Genomic DNA, 15973 nt, shown 5'->3' with positions numbered 1-15973 from the left:
CGATGGGAGTTCAGCGTGGAACTCACCCGGTCAGCGCACGTGGACACGTTCTGCCGCGACAACCTGCCGCCGCCGGAGCAGTGGCCGGAGTTCCGGTTCGACCTGCCGGAGCTGCGCTATCCCGAGCGGCTGAACTGCGCGAGCGCGCTGCTGGACGACGTCGTCGCCGTCCATGGTCCCGACCGCCCGTGCCTGCGCACCGACGACGGGACGTGGACCTACGGCGAGCTGCTCGCCCGGGCCAACCAGGTCGCCAACCTCCTCGTCGACGGGTTCGGCCTCGTCCCGGGGCAGCGGGTGCTGCTGCGCTCCCCGAACAACCCGTGGCTGGTCGCCTGCTGGTTCGCCGTCCTCAAGGCCGGCGGGGTCGCCGTGACCACCGTGCCCATGCTGCGCACCGCCGAGCTGTCCCAGCTGATCGACCTCACCCGCAGCACGCTGGCCCTGTGCGACGCGCGGTTCGCCGAAGACCTCGCCCCGACCGGCCTGACCACGGCGTGCTGGGGTGGTGGGGGAGCCGACGACGTCACCGTCCGGGCCGCGGCGCAGCCCACCACGTTCGCCGACGTCGACACCGCCGCCGACGACGTCGCGCTGCTCGCCGCGACGTCGGGCAGCACCGGCGTCCCCAAGGTCACCATGCACTTCCACCGCGACGTGCTGGCCATCGCCGACACCTTCGGCGCGCACACCCTCCGGAGCCGGCCGGACGACGTCTTCACCGGCACTCCACCGCTCGCGTTCACCTTCGGCCTCGGCGGGCTCCTGGTCTTCCCGCTGCGGGTCGGCGCCTCGGTGCTGCTGATCGAGAAGGCCACGCCGGTGCAGCTGGCCGAGGCGGTGTCGCGGCACGGGGCGACGGTCGTCTGCACCGCCCCGACCGGCTACCGGGCGATGCTGCGCACCGGCTGCGCGCACCTGCTGTCCGGCGTCCGGCGGGCGGTGTCGGCCGGCGAGCACCTGCCGAAGGCGGTGTGGGAGGAGTTCGCCGCGACGACCGGCGTCCGGCTGGTCGACGGCATCGGCAGCACCGAGATGCTGCACGTGTTCATCTCCGCCACCGACGACGAGATCCGGCCGGGCTCCACCGGCCGCGCCGTCCCCGGCTACGTCGCGACCGTGCTGGACGCCGACGGCGCACCGGCCGCCGTCGGCGTGCCGGGCCGGTTGGCGGTCAAAGGCCCCACCGGCTGCCGCTACCTCGCCGACCCGCGCCAGCAGGTCTACGTGCAGGACGGCTGGAACGTCACCGGCGACACCTACGTGCGCGACGCCGACGGCTGGTTCTGGTACCAGGCGCGCAGCGACGACATGATCGTCTCCGCGGGCTACAACATCGGGGCGCCGGAGGTCGAGCAGGCACTCGACCAGCACCCGGACGTGGTCGAGTGCGCCGTCGTCGGCCGGCCCGACCCCGACCGGGGGCAGGTCGTGCACGCTGCCGTCGTCCTGCGCGAGGGAGTGGACGGCGACGCGGCGAAGGTCGCCGAGCTGCAGCAGTTCACCAAGGGGCGGATCGCGCCCTACAAGTACCCGCGCTCGATCGAGTTCGTGGCCGAGCTGCCCCGGACCTCCACCGGCAAGGTGCAGCGCTACCGGCTGCGCGAGCCCGAGCCGGCGGCCTGAGCATGCGGATCGCGGTGATCGGCGGCGGCCCGGGCGGGCTGTACTTCTCGGCCCTGGCCAAGGCCCTGCGGCCGGACAGCGAGATCCGGGTGTGGGAGCGCAACGCCCCCGACGACACCTTCGGCTTCGGCGTGGTGTTCAGCGACGAGACCCTCGGCGGCATCGAGCACGCCGACCCGGTGATCCACGCGCGGATGGCCGAGCGGTTCGCCCGCTGGGACGACGTCGACGTGCACTTCCGCGGCACCCTGACCACCGTCGGCGGCCAGGGCTTCGCCGCGATGAGCCGCAAGGACCTGCTGCGCATCCTGCAGGAGCGCTGCCTGGAGCTCGGGGTGCGCGTCGACTTCCGGACCGAGGCCCCGGACGTCGACGCGCTGGCCCGGTCGCACGACCTGGTGATCGCGGCCGACGGGGCCAACTCCGCCGTCCGCACCAAGCACGCGGACGTGTTCGGCCCGACCGTCGACCTGCGGCGCAACAAGTACATGTGGCTGGGCACCGACCGGGCGTTCGAGGCCTTCGAGTTCGTCATCCTGGAGACGCCGCACGGCGTGATGCAGGTGCACGGCTACCCGTACGACGCCGGCCACAGCACGGTGATCATCGAGATGCACGATGACGTGTGGCGCCGCGCCGGGTTCGCCGCGTCGGCCGGGCGGGCGTTCCCGCCGGGCGTGAGCGACGAGGAGTCGATCGCGCGGGTGGCCGAGCTGCTGGGCGGCGTCCTCGAGGGGCACGGGCTGCTGGCCAACAACTCCAAGTGGACCAGCTTCCCGACCGTGACCAACCGGACCTGGCGGCACGGCAACGTCGTGCTGCTCGGCGACGCCGCGCACACCGCGCACTTCTCGATCGGCTCGGGCACCAAGCTGGCGATGGAGGACGCGCTGGCGCTGGTCGCCTGCCTGCACGAGCAGCCGGGCGTGCCGGCCGCGCTGGAGGCGTACGAGGCCGAGCGGCGGCCGGTGGTGCTCTCCACCCAGCGCGCGGCGCAGGCCAGCCTCGAGTGGTTCGAGAACATCGGCCAGTACGTCGGCCAGGACCCGGAGCAGTTCGCGTTCAACATCGTCACCCGCAGCCGGCGGATCACCTACGACAACCTGCGGCTGCGCGACCCGGAGTTCGTCGCGCGCATGGACGAGTGGTTCGCCGGCGGCGCCGACGTGCGGCCGCCGATGTTCCGGCCGTTCCGGCTCGGCGGCCTCGAGCTGGTCAACCGCGTCGTCGTCTCGCCGATGGACATGTACTCCGCCGTCGACGGCCTGCCGACCGACTTCCACCTGGTCCACCTGGGCGCGCGGGCTCTCGGCGGCGCGGGGCTGGTGATGACCGAGATGGTGTGCGTGTCGCCGTCCGGGCGGATCACTCCGGGCTGCGCCGGGATCTACACGCCGGAGCAGGAGGCCGCCTGGGCGCGGGTGGCCGCGTTCGTGCACGCGAACAGCGCCGCGAAGGTCGGGCTGCAGATCGGGCACTCCGGGCGGAAGGGGTCGACCAAGCTCATGTGGGAGGGCATCGACGAGCCGCTGCCGGACGGCAACTGGGACGTCGTCGGCCCCTCGCCGGTGCCGTACTCGCCGGCCAACCAGGTGCCCCGCGAGCTGTCGACGGCCGAGCTGGCGGCGATCACCGCCGAGTTCGTGGCGTGCGCGCAGGCCGGAGGGCGGGCCGGCTTCGACGTCCTGGAGCTGCACTGCGCGCACGGCTACCTGCTGTCGTCGTTCCTCTCCCCGCTGAGCAACCACCGCACCGACGAGTACGGGGGAGACCTGGCCCGCCGGCTGCGCTACCCGCTGGAGGTCTTCGACGCGGTCCGCGCGGTGTGGGCCGGCCCGATGAGCGTGCGCATCTCGGCGACCGACTGGTGCGAGGGCGGCACCGACGTCGAGGACGCCGTCGCGATCGCGCGTTCCTTCGCCGAGCACGGCGCCGACGCGATCCACGTCTCCACCGGCCAGGTGGTCAAGGAGGAGGCCCCGGCGTACGGGCGCAGCTACCAGACGCCGTACGCCGACCGGATCCGGCAGGAGGTCGGCCTCCCGCTCGGCGTCGCGGTGATCGCCGTCGGCGCCATCTCCTCCTACGACGACGTCAACTCGATCCTGCTCGCCGGCCGGGCCGACCTGGTCGCCGTCGGCCGCCCGCACCTGTACGACCCGCACTGGACGCTGCACGCCGCCGCCGACCAGGGGTACGAGGGCCCGGGCGTCACCTGGCCGGCGCCCTACCGGGCCGGCAGCCGGACGCCACCGACCGGCCGGACCGACGGGCCGCCGCCCCGGCTCACCCTCATCCGGCAGCCGGCCACCGGCACCCGGCACGCGCGCTGGATCAGCCCGTCACGTCCGTGAGCGCGCGGTCGAGGATGTCCAGGCCGAGGTCGAGCTCCTCGTCGGTCACGGTCAGCGGCGGGGCGATGCGGAAGACGCCGCCCATCGCGGGCAGCTGCACGATGTTCATCGACAGGCCGAGCTCGAAGCAGCGCCGGCTGATCGCCGCACCGGTCTCCGGGGCCGGCTTGCGCGAGGTGCGGTCGGCCACGATCTCGACGCCGAGCAGCAGCCCGCGGCCGCGGATGTCGCCGACGCACTCGTGGCGGTCCTGCAGCTCCAGCAGGCCGCGCCGCAGCCGGTCGCCGGCCGCGACCGCGCGCCGGGCGAGGCTCTCGCGGGCGACGACGTCCAGGACGGCGAGGCCGACCGCGGCGGGCAGCGGGTCGGAGACGTGGGTCGTGTAGAAGAGGAAGCCGCGCTCGTGCGCCCGCTCCTCGACCTCGGCCGAGGTGAGCACGGCGGCCAGCGGCAGGCCGGCGCCGAGCGTCTTGGACAGCGTGAGGACGTCGGGGACGACGCCGTCGCGCTCGTGGGCGAACATCCGGCCCGTGCGGCCGATGCCGGTCTGCGCCTCGTCGAGCACCAGCAGCATCCCGCGCTCGCGGCACCGCTCCAGCAGCGCCGGGAGGTAGCCCTCGGGCAGGTCGATCACGCCGCCCGAGGACAGGATCGGCTCGGCGATGAAGGCCGCCAGCCCGCCGGCGGTCTGCCGGTCGACGAGGTCGAACCCGTCGTCGAGCTCCCGCTGCCAGTCCAGCCCGCCGTCGGTCGTCGTGAAGCGCGGGCGGTAGGCGTTGGGGGCGGGGATCGCCATCGAGCCGACCGCCGGGGGTCCGTAGCCGCGCCGTCCCGCCGAGTACGTGGCGGAGGCGGCGGCGCCGGTCATGCCGTGCCAGGACTGGCTGAAGCCCACGACCTCCCAGCCGCCGGTGACCAGGCGCGCCATCCGCAGGGCGGCCTCGTTGGACTCGGCCCCGGTGGTGAGCAGGAGGACGCGGTCCAGGCCGGGCACCAGAGAGCCCAGAGCCTCGCCGAGGTCGATGACCGGGCGGGACAGCATCCCGGAGAACAGGTGGTCCAGCCGGCCGACCATGGTGGACACGACCTCGACGATCGCCGGGTGGGCGTGCCCGAGGACGGCGCTCATCTGCCCGCTGGTGAAGTCCAGGACGGCCCGGCCCGAGGCGTCGTACACGAACGATCCGGCCGCCCGGTCGGCCACGAACGGCAGGAAGTCGCCCGCCCCGCTGTACCGGACCAGGTGCCGGGCCGCCCGAGCCAGATCCGCCCGGTCGGCGGCGGAGAGATCGGTCACCGCGCGAACGCTAGCGGCGGCCACCGCCCCTGGCGACGGTCATCTCTGAGGGATGAGGGCCGGGGCGCCCGAGCGCACGACGCTGGGCGCAAGGGGGCTATGCGCATGGACACAGAGCCGTCGGCACGGTCCGGGCAGTCGGAGCCGTCGTCCGCGAGCGCCGGCCAGCGGTCGGTGGCGCGTCGTTTCGACGTCGCCGCGGTGACCGCGCGCGTGACGCAGACCAAGGAGCGGCTCGACGCCTCCAAGGTCGGGCACGTGCAGCGCCGGTTCGTGAAGGCGGACCTGGCCAACCAGGCGATGATCCTCGCCGCCCTCGCGCTGTCGCTGCTGCTGCCGGTGCTGGTGACCCTCGCGGCGCTGGTACCGCTGGGGGCGGCGAACTCCCTGCCGGCCGTGGCCGGCGCCCGGCTGGACCTGAGCCCGCAGGCGGTCGCGGACCTGCAGCGGCTGTTCCCCAGCCGGGAGGCGGTGCGCGGCGCGTCGACCGTGTTCGGCAGCCTGTTCACGCTGCTGTCGGCCTACGCCTGGCCCACCGCGCTCCAGCGGGGCTACGAGATCGCCTGGGGGGTGACCTCGCTGGGCTGGAAGGGGCTGTGGCGCCCCCTGGTCTGGCTGATCGCGTTCGTCGCCGCCGGCGCCGTCCTGCTCGTCCTGCCGCGGGCAGGGATCGCCGACCCCTGGCGGACCATCCTGCTGCTGATCGTCTGGACGCCGCTCATCTTCGTGTGGAGCTGGTGGACGCAGCACTTCCTGCTCCGGGGCGCGGTGCCGTGGCGGTTGCTGGTCCCCGGCGCGATCGCCATGACCATCGGCCTGGTCGGGCTGCGGGCCTTCGCCGCGGTCTGGCTCTCCAACGCGATCACCTACAACACGGACCGCTACGGCCCGCTGGGCATCGTCTTCATGCTGCTGACCTGGCTCACCGCCCTGAGCTTCGTCATGCTGGGCGGCCCGGTCCTCGGCGCGGCTCTGCACGAGCGGCGCGAGGAGGAGGCGGCGGCGCGCACGCAGGCCGAGCGCGCCGAGCGGCTGGCCGAGCTCCGCGAGAAGGTCGCGTTCGCGATGCCCCCACCGCGCGCCCGCGAGGAGGACCGCCCGGCCGGGACCCCCGAGGAGACCTGACCCGCTACCGTCCGGACCAGTCCGGTCGAGGAGGTCGTGGTGTCGCAGGTCGTCGATTTCGAGAACGTGTCCACCGCGGGGTTGGAGTCCTCACCGGTGGCCGACGCCCTCGCCGGGCTGCGGGCCAACGAGGCCCGCTACTACAGGAACAAGTTCGGCCACGTCTTCACCGTCGATCCCGCGGACGACGCGGCCGATGCGGTCGACCACGTCCACCGCATCCTCAAGGAGGAACGCGACCTCGTCATCTCATCCCGCCCCCTGGAGGCCACGGACTTCGAGGTCGAGGGGACCCGGATGACCTACGTCTTCTACGAATCCGGCCTGTCGATCAACGTGATGTACGGCCTGCAGGACGGGATGAAGCGCGCGGTCGGGTTCAAGCTGTCCGACGGCATGGAGGTCCCCGAGGAGCTCGCCTCCCGGTTCAAGTTCGCCCGCCAGAGATCGAAGCTGGCCGGCACCATCCGCGGCTCCTTCTTCGTCATCAAGGGGACCTACTGAGGGGAGACCGCTCGGTCTAGCCTGGCCGCGGTGGGGTGATCTCCGTCACGAGGCCAGGGGGTTGGGCGTGGGCGAGGCTGTGGACCAGGGGGCCCCGCAGGGGCCGCAGGTGGACGTCGTCGTGGTCGGGGCCGGCTTCGCCGGTCTGTACATGCTGCACCGGCTGCGCGAGGCGGGGTTCTCCGCGCGCGCGTTCGAGGCGGCGAGCGACGTCGGTGGCACCTGGTACTGGAACCGCTATCCGGGCGCCCGCTGCGACATCACCACGGCCGACTACACCTTCGGCTTCGATCCCGAGCTGGAGCGGGAGTGGACCTGGTCGGAGAAGTACGCGACGCAGCCGGAGATCCTCCGCTACCTGCAGTCCGTGGCCGACCGGTACGACCTGCGGCGCGACATCACGTTCGACACCCGGGTCGAGCGCGCGGAGTGGGACGACGACGCGGGCCTCTGGCGGGTGCACACCTCGACCGGTGAGGACGTCACCTCCCGGTTCTACGTGATGGCGACCGGGTGCCTGTCGGTGCCGAAGGAGCCGGACATCGAGGGGGCCGCCCGGTTCCGCGGCGAGGTGTACTTCACCAGCCGGTGGCCGCACGAGGGGGTGGACCTCACCGGGAAGCGGGTCGCGGTGATCGGCACCGGGTCCTCCGGCATCCAGTCCATCCCGCTGATCGCGCAGCAGGCGGCTCAGCTGACGGTGTTCCAGCGGACGCCGAACTTCTCCATCCCCGCCGGCAACGGCCCGGTCCCCGGGCACCGGGCCGAGGCGCTGCGCGAGGACCGGGAGGCCTACCGCGAGGCGGCGAAGTGGTCGCGGATCGGCGTCCCCGGCGAGGTTCCCGAGGTCTACGGCGTCGCCGCCCCGGAGGAGGTCCGCCGGGAGCGCTTCGAGGCGGCGTGGGCGGCCGGCGAGCTGCAGGCCATCACCGCGGTCTTCGCCGACCAGGGGATCAACCCGGCCTCCAACGAGATCCTCGCCGAGATGATCCGCGAGAAGATCCGGTCGATCGTGACCGATCCCGAGACCGCCGAGGCGCTCTGCCCGAAGGACCACTACTTCGGCACCAAGCGGCCGTGCCTGGACACCGACTACTTCCAGACCTTCAACCTGCCGCACGTCCGGCTGGTCGACCTCCGGAAGACGCCGATCACCACGATCACCGAGACCGGGATCGAGGTCGGCGGGGAGGCCCTGGACTTCGACGCGATCGTCTACGCGACCGGCTTCGACGCGATGACCGGGGCGCTGGTCGGCGTCGACATCACCGGTCGCGACGGCGTCACCCTCAAGGAGAAGTGGGCCGACGGCCCCTCCACCTACCTCGGCGTCACCACCGTCGGCTTCCCGAACTTCTTCGCCCTCACCGGGCCCGGCAGCCCGTCGGTGCTGTCCAACATGGCCGTCTCGATCGAGCAGCACGTCGACTGGGTGACCGACTGCCTGGTCGACCTGCGCGAGAAGGGCATGACGACGATCGAGCCGACACGGCTCGCCGAGGAGGGCTGGGACCAGCACGTCGCCGACTGCGCCGCGATCACGCTGCACCCCACCGCGAACTCCTGGTACATGGGCGCCAACGTGCCCGGCAAGCCCCGCGTCTTCTACCCCTACATCGGCGGCGTCGACCGCTACCGGGCCGCGTGCGACGAGGTCCGGGCCGCGGACTACCTCGGCTTCCGGTTGACCGGCCCGGCCGGCGAGCAGTGCAACGACGGCGTCGTCCGCCGGCTGCAGCTCGACGTGACCCTCGTGCTGGAGACGCTTGCCGGGCTCGGCATCCCGCCGCTGGAGTCGATGCCGCCGGTGCAGCTGCGGGCGTTCATGGAGACCCTCAACGCCGAGCGACCGATGGGTCCCGAGATGGGGGAGATCGTCGACGGCGCGCTCCCGGGCCCGGCCGGCGACCTGCCGTACCGGTTGTTCCGGCCGGCGTCGCCGGGGCCGCACCCCGTCGTCCTCTACTTCCACGGCGGCGGCTGGGTGATCGGGGACCACGTCTCCGACGAGCCCCTCTGCCGCGACCTGGCCGCCCGCACCGACTCCGTCGTGGTCTCGGTGAACTACCGCCACGGGCCCGAGGACCGCTATCCGGCGGCCGCCGAGGACGCGTGGGCGGCGCTGCAGTGGGTCGCCGCGCACGCGATCGAGCTGGGCGGCATCCCCGACGAGCTGGTCGTCGCCGGGTGGAGCGCCGGGGGGAACCTGGCCGCCGTCGTCGCCCAGCGGGCCCGGGACGAAGGCGGCCCGGCGCTGCGCGGCCAGCTGCTCCTCACGCCGGTCACCGACGCCGACCAGACCACCGGCTCGTACCGGGAGAACGCCGAGGGCTACGTCCTGACCGCCGACCTCATGCGGTACTTCTGGGACCACTACTGCGACCCCGAGCAGCGCGGCGAGCCGACGGCCGCGCCGTTGCGGGGCCGGCTCGCCGACCTGCCGCCGGCCATCGTGGTGACCGCGGAGTTCGACCCGCTGCGCGACGAGGGGATCGCCTACGCCGACGCGCTGCGGGCCGCCGGCGTGCCGGTGGACCACGTGGCCGCCCGGGGCCACACGCACACGTCGCTGACGATGATCGACGTCGTCCTCTCCGGCGCACCGGTGCGCGAGGAGATCGCGCTGCGGCTGCGGGCGATGTTCCGCGAGCCGGTGGAGGTCTGAGGGTGCGGATCAGGCCCGTTCCGGGCGGGTGAACATCGCCGTGCTCCTCGACGGGACGTGGAGCGACGCCAACACGCACACCAACATCGCGCAGATCGATGCGCGAACGCCCCGCCGCGCCGGGGGAGCGGACCAGGCGGTCCACTACATCGAGGGCGTCGGGACGGGCCCCTTCGATCGGCTGCAGGGCGGCATCCTCGGCGCGGGGCTGGACGACGACATCCGTGAGGGCTACGGCTTCATCGCCGCGCGCCACCGGTCCGAGGACGACCGGATCCACCTGCTCGGCTACAGCCGCGGGGCCTTCGCGGCACGCAGCCTGGCCGGGATGATCGCCAAGTGCGGGCCCCTCCGGGAATCGGACCTGCCCGCGAAGGCGGTGTTCGCCCGGTACCGCGATACCGACAGACCGGGCCTGCGGGAGATGCAGGCGGGGGAGCGGCCCGCCCGCACCGCCGAGGACCGGCTGGTGCTGGCCCGCTCCCGCCTGGTGCGCATCCGGTTCATCGGCGTGTTCGACACCGTCGGCAGCCTCGGCATCCCCGGCGGTCTCGGCCGCCTGGTCAACCGCCGCCGCTACCAGTTCCACGACACCCGCCTCAGCGGGCTCGTCGACCTGGCCTGCCATGCCGTCGCGATCGACGAGCACCGCAGGCAGTTCGCGCCGACGCTCTGGACGAGCGTGCCCATCCCGATACCGCAGCACGCGACGCGCGTGGAGCAGCGCTGGTTCGTCGGGGAGCACGCGAACGTCGGCGGCGGCGGGACCGCGACGCCCGAGGTCGACAACCCCCTCTCCGTGCTGACCCGCGAGTGGATCGTCGAGCGGGCGGTCGAGGCCGGTCTCGTGATCGAGCCACCGCCGGTTCCCGTCACGGGGGAGGAGTGGTCCGGGCCGATCTCCGACTTCTACGCCGGTCTCCTCGGCGGCCTGGTGCGCTTCCTGCCGGGCGCCGGCCCCTACCTGCGCCCGGTGCGGACGACGATCAGCGAGGTCCTCGACCGGTCGGTGATCCACCGGTGGCGGGACGGGAAACCGCGGTACCGCCCGCGGAACCCCTATCTCGAACCCTGGATCCAGGAGCAGCTCTGACCGGGAGCGATCGCGGCAGCCCGAACCAGGGGAGCACGCTGTTCTCGAAGCGCGTCATCGCGCGGATCCGGTCGCCGCTCAGGGTGAGCACGTAGAGGCCGGTCCCGTGCCGGACGCCGGTCGGGGCGCGCAGGTAGGCGCCGAACGCCGGCTGCCCGTTGGCCCGCGTCGGGACGAGGTCGAACCGGCGGCCCGAACGGAAGATGCTGGCGCTGAACCCGGCCGCGGCCTCCCGGCCCTCGTACTCGAACGGCATCGGTGGCATCGAGACGAGGACGTCGTCGGTGAGCAGGGCGACCAGCGCGTCCACGTCGGCGGACTCCCAGGCGTGGACGAACCGCGCCACGATCGCCTCCTCGGCCGGTGAGCCGGCCGTCGGCGGCGGGGCCTGGTCCGGCCCCGCCGGCCGGCGGTCTCGCAGGCCGGCGCGGGCCCGTTTGAGGGCACTGGTGACCGATTCGACGGTCGAGTCCAGCATGCCCGCCACCTCGCGGGCGGAGAACCCGAGGACGTCGCGCAGCACCAGGACGGCGATCTGGCGCGGGGGCAGGAGCTGGAGGGCGGTCACGAAGGCCAGGGAGATCGCCTCGGTCTGCTCGTAGCGGGCCTCGGGGCCGGGCGGACCGCCGGGTGCCGCGCCCAGGAGGGCGTCGGGCCAGGGCTCGAGCCAGGGAACCTCCCCGAGCCGGGTCGGCTCGGGCGGTTCGACCCGGGGCACGTCCCACGGCGTGGCCGGCCGCCGGCTCGCGGCGCGCAGCGCGTTGAGGCACCGGTTGGTGGCGATCCGGTAGAGCCAGGTGCGCAACGAGGCCCGGTCCTCGACGAACCCGCCGAGGGCGCGCCAGGCGGACAGCAGGGTCTCCTGGACGGCGTCCTCGGCGTCCTGGACGGACCCGAGCATCCGGTAGCAGTGCACCTGCAGCTCGCGCCGGTGCGGCTCGGTCAGCTCCCGGAACGCGTCGCCGTCCCCGGCCCGCGCCCTGGAGACGAGGACGGAACTGTCCGCGCTCACAGGCGTGCCCCTCCCTCCGTGCCGGCGGCGTCCGGCGTCGATGTACCTACACCGCGCGAGCCGTGAACTGGGCGGCCGGCGACCGCCCGGTTCGCCGCCGCCGCGGTGTTCGTCCCATCAGGCAATCCGATCCAGGACCGAGGAGAACGCGATGGGGAAGATCGTCCTCAGCGACAACGTCACGCTCGACGGCGTCGTCCAGGACCCGGCCGGCGACGAGGGCTTCCGCGGTGGCGGCTGGGTCGGCCGGCTCGCCGACCACCCGCAGCTGCACGAGCTGGCGCTCGAGGAGGCCCGGGGAGCCGCCGCCCTGCTGCTGGGCCGGCGCAGCTACGAGTGGTTCGCCGGGCGGTGGCCGGCGCGCACCGGCGAGCTGGCGGACCGCCTGAACGGCCTGCCCAAGTACGTCGTCTCCACGACGCTCGAGCGTCCTGCGTGGGCCAACTCGACCGTGCTGGTGGGGGACCCGGTGGGCGCGGTGGCGACGCTGCGCCGCGAGCTCGGCGGGGACGTCGTCGTCCCTGCCAGCTCCGGGCTGGTCCGGACGTTGATGGCCCACGACCTCGTCGACGAGCTCCGGCTGAAGGTCTTCCCGGTCGTGCTCGGCGCGGGCGAGCGCCTCTTCGGCGAGACCGCCGGCTCGGTGCCGCTGCGTCTCGTCGACGCCCGGACCGTCGAGGGCGGCATCGCCGTCCTCACCTACGCGCGTGACCGCTGAGCCGGGACGGGGCGCTCAGGTGGCCAGCCCGATCGTCCGGTGGACGGTGGCGGGCTGCTCCAGGACCCGCAGCACGAGATGGGCGACGTCGGCCCGCGAGACGGTCGGGCCCCGCCGGACGTTCCGGTCAACGGCGGTCCGGTAGGTGCCGGTGAGCGGACCGTTCGTCAGCCGGGGTGGCCGGACCACGGTCCAGTCGGTGCCGCTCTCCCGCAGGACGTCCTCCATGACGGCGAGTTCTGCGTAGTAGGCCCGGAACACGGTCTTCACCAGCGGGCTGAGGACCGTGCGCATGAGCAGCCCGTCCCCGGGGTCGTGCCGGGGCGGTGCGGGTCGGCCGGGCGAGGGCACGGTCCCGATCGGGGCGGCGCTGATGGCCACGACGCGGCGCACCCCGGCCACCTGCATCGCCTCGACGATCGCCTGGGTACCTCGCGGGGTGACGCCGGCGTCGGCAGCGGTTCGGCGCCCCAGGCACGACACGACGGCGTCGGCCCCGGCCAGCGCGGGAACCAGCACGTCCGGGCCGTCGCGCAGCAGATCGGCGGGAACGACCCGGGTGCGCGTCGAGAGCGCTGCGGGATTGCGCGCCACGGCGGTGACGTCGTGTCCCGCGGCGAGCGCCTGCTCCGTGACGAGCGTGCCGATGCGGCCGGTCGCCGCCACGACGGTGAGCTTCATGTCCCCGCCCCCTTCCGTGCGGAGTTCCTCCCGGTCATCGGTCCTCCGTCTCGTGCAGGACGACGTGCGACACGCGCGCGGGGTCGGCCAGGACGTCGATCTCGACGATCCTGCCGCCGGCCACCGTGAATCCCATGACCGCGACGGGCCGCCCGCTCGCGGTGCGCGCGACCAGCCCGGCGGCCCCGTTGACCAGCGCCGGTCCGACGGCCCGGTCGGGGCGCGCGAACACCACGGCCTGCTCGGCCACCGAGGCCGCGCCGCGGATCACCCGCGACGGCCGGGCGGGCAGCGCGCCGCTGTCCGCGCGCAGGACGACGTCCGGGTCGAGCACGGCCACGAGCGCGTCGAAGTCCCCGGCCCGCGCCGCGGCGAGGAAGGCGTCGACGACGACGCGCTGGCGGACCGGATCCTCGTCCGGTACGGGCGCCGCCCCCTTGACCTTGCGGCGGGCCCGGCTCGCGAGCTGACGGGCCGCGCCCTCCGAGCGGCCGACGATCGCCGCGATCTCCGGGAACGGCACGTCGAACATGTCGTGGAGCACGAAGGCCAGGCGCTCGGGCGGGTCCAGCGTCTCCAGCACGACGAGGAGCGCGAGACCGACGGAGTCGGCGAGCACCGCCTCGTGCTCCGGGTCGAGCCGCTCGTCGAGGCTGACGAGGGGATCGGGCACGTGGGCGTCCAGCGGGTCCTCTCGTCGCGACCTGCGTGCCTGCAGCATGGTGAGGCAGACGCGCCCGACCACGGTCGTCAGCCATCCGGAGAGGTTCTCCACCGCGCTGGTGTCGCTGCGGCTCAGGCGCAGCCAGCCCTCCTGCACGGCGTCCTCGGCCTCGGCGAGCGACCCCAGCATCCGGTAGGCCACGGTCCGCAGCCGGGCCCGGTTCTCCTCGAACCGCTCCGCCAGCCAGTCGCGGTCGTCCATCGATCGAGCGTCCTCTCCGGTCGCGTCCCCGACGTCTCGTCGGTCACCGCTATGACCGCTGGGGGAGCGGAAGTGTGACCGGACCGCAGGTCGTCGTCGGGGCGATGGCACGATCGCGCACGAGCTGTCCTTGCCTGGTGAAGGGGAACGCATGCGCGCTGTTCAGGTGACGCGGCCGGACGGGCCGGAGGCCCTCGAGGTCGGCGAGGTGGCGGACCCGGTCCGCGCGGAGCACGAGGTGCTCGTCGAGGTGCGGGCGGCGGGGGTGAACTTCCCCGACCTGCTGCTCACGCAGGACCGGTACCAGTACAAGCCCGAGCGTCCGTTCGTCCTCGGCGGGGAGTTCGCCGGCGTCGTGCTCGAGGCGCCGTCGTCCTCGGAGTTCTCCCCGGGTGACCGGGTGGCCGGCTCCAGCACGCTCGGGGCCTTCGCCGAACGGGTGTCGGTGCCGGCGTCGTCGGTGTTCCCGCTGCCGGACCGCACGAGCTTCGCCGAGGGCGCCTGCGTCCCGATGAACTACCTGACCATGAGCTTCGCCCTGACCACCCGCGGGCAGCTGCGGGAGGGGGAGACCGTGCTCGTGCACGGCGCCGCAGGGGGCATCGGGACGGCGACCATCCAGCTCGCCGCCGCTCTCGGCGCGCGCGTGATCTCGGTGGTCTCCACTCCGGAGAAGGCCGAGTTCGTCACCGGCGTGGGCTCCCACGAGGCCGTGCTCGTCGAGAACTTCAAGGACGCCGTCCTGGAGCTGACCGGCGGGAACGGCGTGGACATGGTGGTCGACCCGGTCGGCGGCCCGCGGTTCACCGACTCGCTGCGCTGCCTGGCCCCGCTCGGCCGGCTGCTGGTCATCGGGTTCACCGACGGCGAGATCCCGTCCGTCAAGGTCAACCGGCTGCTGCTGAACAACATCGACGTCCGCGGCGTCGGCTGGGGCGCGTATGCGATGCCGCGCGAGGGCTACGTCCGCCAGGAGTGGGACCGGCTGCTGCCGCATCTCGAGTCGGGCGTCGTCGCCCCGCCGATCAGCGGGACCTACCCGCTGGAGCGGGCGGGTGAGGCGGTGGCGCTCCTGGGGGAGCGCAGCGTGCTCGGCAAGGTAGTGCTCGAACCGTAGAAAGCGTGGAGGGACTTCGTCATGGACATCGCGGGTGCATCGGCCATCGTGACCGGTGGCGCGTCGGGTCTCGGTGAGGCGACGGCGCGGCTGCTCGCCCAGCGGGGCAGCAAGGTGGTCGTGCTCGACCTGCAGGACGAGAAGGGCGAGAAGGTCGCCGGCGAGATCGGCGGGGCGTACGTCAAGGCCGACGTCGCCGACGAGGAGCAGGTGCGAGCCGCGGTCGAGACCGCCTCGGAGCTGGGGCCGCTGCGGATCCTGGTCAACAGCGCCGGACTGGGCCGGGCCGGCCGGATCATCGGCCGGGACCTCGCCCCGATCCCGCTCGAGCAGTTCGAGTTCGTCCTCCGGGTCAACCTGGTCGGCACGTACAACTGCGCCCGGCTCGCCGCCTCGGCGATGGCCGCGACCGAGCCGCTGGCCGACGGCACCTCGCGCGGCGCCATCCTCAACACCGCGTCGGCGGCCGCCTTCGACGGGCAGATCGGGCAGACCCCGTACTCGGCGTCGAAGGGCGGCGTGGTCGGCATGACCCTGCCGATGGCCCGCGACCTGGCCCGCCACGGGATCCGCGTCAACACCATCGCGCCGGGGCTGATCGACACCCCGATCTACGGCTCCGGGGAGCAGGCCGAGGCCTTCAAGGCCAAGCTCGGCGAGAGCGTCGTCTACCCGAACCGCCTCGGTCGGGCCGAGGAGTTCGCCTCGATGGCCCTCGAGGTGCTCACCAACGACTACATGAACGGCGAGACCATCCGCCTCGACGGGGCGATCCGGATGCCTCCCCGCTGAGCTCCGGGCAGGGACGACGGCCCCTTCTCCGGCTCTAGGCTCGGTCCGGGGTGCGAGGGGGGCG

Annotated in this window: 13 protein-coding genes; 9 read left to right on the top strand and 4 right to left on the bottom strand. The window is 73.4% G+C overall.

The genetic code is table 11. From position 1 onward, the window contains the following. The first annotated feature begins 15 nt into the window (after positions 1-15). Complete coding sequence (locus tag GGQ55_RS22770) at positions 16-1626, top strand: AMP-binding protein (RefSeq protein ID WP_179720679.1); 1611 nt, start codon at positions 16-18, stop codon at positions 1624-1626. Positions 1627-1628: 2 nt separating this feature from the next. Beyond that, positions 1629-3980, top strand: coding sequence for a bifunctional salicylyl-CoA 5-hydroxylase/oxidoreductase (locus GGQ55_RS22765; RefSeq protein WP_179720677.1), 2352 nt, complete (start codon positions 1629-1631; stop codon positions 3978-3980). On the opposite strand, the gene GGQ55_RS22760 is transcribed toward GGQ55_RS22765, so the two are convergent. Beyond that, positions 3961-5277, bottom strand: a complete 1317-nt coding sequence (locus GGQ55_RS22760; protein ID WP_218859395.1) for an aspartate aminotransferase family protein — start codon at positions 5275-5277, stop codon at positions 3961-3963. The genes GGQ55_RS22765 and GGQ55_RS22760 overlap by 20 nt on opposite strands. 105 nt (positions 5278-5382) lie before the next feature. On the opposite strand from GGQ55_RS22760, the gene GGQ55_RS22755 reads away from it, so the two are divergent. The 4 genes from GGQ55_RS22755 (at position 5383) to GGQ55_RS22740 (ending at position 10664) form a co-directional block, all read left to right on the top strand. After that, complete coding sequence (locus GGQ55_RS22755) at positions 5383-6402, top strand: YhjD/YihY/BrkB family envelope integrity protein (RefSeq protein WP_179720675.1); 1020 nt, start codon at positions 5383-5385, stop codon at positions 6400-6402. A 39-nt stretch (positions 6403-6441) separates the two neighbouring features. Next, a complete protein-coding gene (locus GGQ55_RS22750; RefSeq protein ID WP_179720673.1) occupies positions 6442-6906 on the top strand; it encodes a DUF8821 family protein in 465 nt (154 codons plus the stop codon). 67 nt (positions 6907-6973) lie between these two features. Continuing rightward, on the top strand, positions 6974-9571 hold the full coding sequence (locus GGQ55_RS22745) for a flavin-containing monooxygenase (RefSeq protein WP_218859394.1): 2598 nt from the start codon (positions 6974-6976) through the stop codon (positions 9569-9571). Between the two features lie 28 nt (positions 9572-9599). Next, positions 9600-10664: a T6SS phospholipase effector Tle1-like catalytic domain-containing protein gene (locus GGQ55_RS22740; protein WP_179720671.1), complete on the top strand. Its 1065-nt coding sequence runs from the start codon at positions 9600-9602 to the stop codon at positions 10662-10664. Here GGQ55_RS22740 and GGQ55_RS22735 read toward each other — a convergent pair. Then, complete coding sequence (locus tag GGQ55_RS22735; RefSeq protein WP_179720669.1) at positions 10558-11676, bottom strand: sigma-70 family RNA polymerase sigma factor; 1119 nt, start codon at positions 11674-11676, stop codon at positions 10558-10560. The two genes, GGQ55_RS22740 and GGQ55_RS22735, sit on opposite strands and share 107 nt — an antisense overlap. A 151-nt stretch (positions 11677-11827) precedes the next feature. On the opposite strand from GGQ55_RS22735, the gene GGQ55_RS22730 reads away from it, so the two are divergent. Then, complete coding sequence (locus tag GGQ55_RS22730; RefSeq protein ID WP_179723108.1) at positions 11828-12394, top strand: dihydrofolate reductase family protein; 567 nt, start codon at positions 11828-11830, stop codon at positions 12392-12394. A gap of 15 nt (positions 12395-12409) precedes the next feature. Here GGQ55_RS22730 and GGQ55_RS22725 read toward each other — a convergent pair whose 3' ends face one another. Next, the gene (locus GGQ55_RS22725; protein WP_179720667.1) at positions 12410-13075 is read right to left on the bottom strand and encodes an NAD(P)-dependent oxidoreductase; all 666 of its coding nucleotides are present in this window, start codon (positions 13073-13075) and stop codon (positions 12410-12412) included. Positions 13076-13109: 34 nt separating this feature from the next. Beyond that, positions 13110-14000 (bottom strand): sigma-70 family RNA polymerase sigma factor, encoded by an 891-nt coding sequence (locus GGQ55_RS22720; RefSeq protein WP_179720665.1) that lies wholly within the window; start codon positions 13998-14000, stop codon positions 13110-13112. Positions 14001-14151: 151 nt separating this feature from the next. Here GGQ55_RS22720 and GGQ55_RS22715 point away from each other — a divergent pair, with 151 nt between their 5' ends. Together GGQ55_RS22715 and GGQ55_RS22710 are read left to right on the top strand one after the other, a co-directional pair. Further along, positions 14152-15117, top strand: a complete 966-nt coding sequence (locus tag GGQ55_RS22715; RefSeq protein ID WP_179720663.1) for an NADPH:quinone oxidoreductase family protein — start codon at positions 14152-14154, stop codon at positions 15115-15117. Between the two features lie 21 nt (positions 15118-15138). Beyond that, a complete protein-coding gene (locus tag GGQ55_RS22710) occupies positions 15139-15909 on the top strand; it encodes an SDR family NAD(P)-dependent oxidoreductase (RefSeq protein ID WP_179720661.1) in 771 nt (256 codons plus the stop codon). Positions 15910-15973: the final 64 nt, after the last annotated feature.

Source organism: Petropleomorpha daqingensis, from assembly GCF_013408985.1.
In the GTDB taxonomy this organism is placed as follows: domain Bacteria; phylum Actinomycetota; class Actinomycetes; order Mycobacteriales; family Geodermatophilaceae; genus Petropleomorpha; species Petropleomorpha daqingensis.
The sequence above is the reverse complement of the archived record's forward strand: the minus strand, read 5'-3'. Positions and strand labels throughout refer to the sequence as shown.

Coding starts and splice junctions, on each gene's coding strand:
- GGQ55_RS22765 (WP_179720677.1), top strand. CDS start 1,629: ATGCGGATCGCGGTGATCGGCGGCGGCCCGGGCGGGCTGTACTTCTCG.
- GGQ55_RS22755 (WP_179720675.1), top strand. CDS start 5,383: ATGGACACAGAGCCGTCGGCACGGTCCGGGCAGTCGGAGCCGTCGTCC.
- GGQ55_RS22730 (WP_179723108.1), top strand. CDS start 11,828: ATGGGGAAGATCGTCCTCAGCGACAACGTCACGCTCGACGGCGTCGTC.
- GGQ55_RS22725 (WP_179720667.1), bottom strand. CDS start 13,075: ATGAAGCTCACCGTCGTGGCGGCGACCGGCCGCATCGGCACGCTCGTC.
- GGQ55_RS22720 (WP_179720665.1), bottom strand. CDS start 14,000: ATGGACGACCGCGACTGGCTGGCGGAGCGGTTCGAGGAGAACCGGGCC.
- GGQ55_RS22715 (WP_179720663.1), top strand. CDS start 14,152: ATGCGCGCTGTTCAGGTGACGCGGCCGGACGGGCCGGAGGCCCTCGAG.
- GGQ55_RS22710 (WP_179720661.1), top strand. CDS start 15,139: ATGGACATCGCGGGTGCATCGGCCATCGTGACCGGTGGCGCGTCGGGT.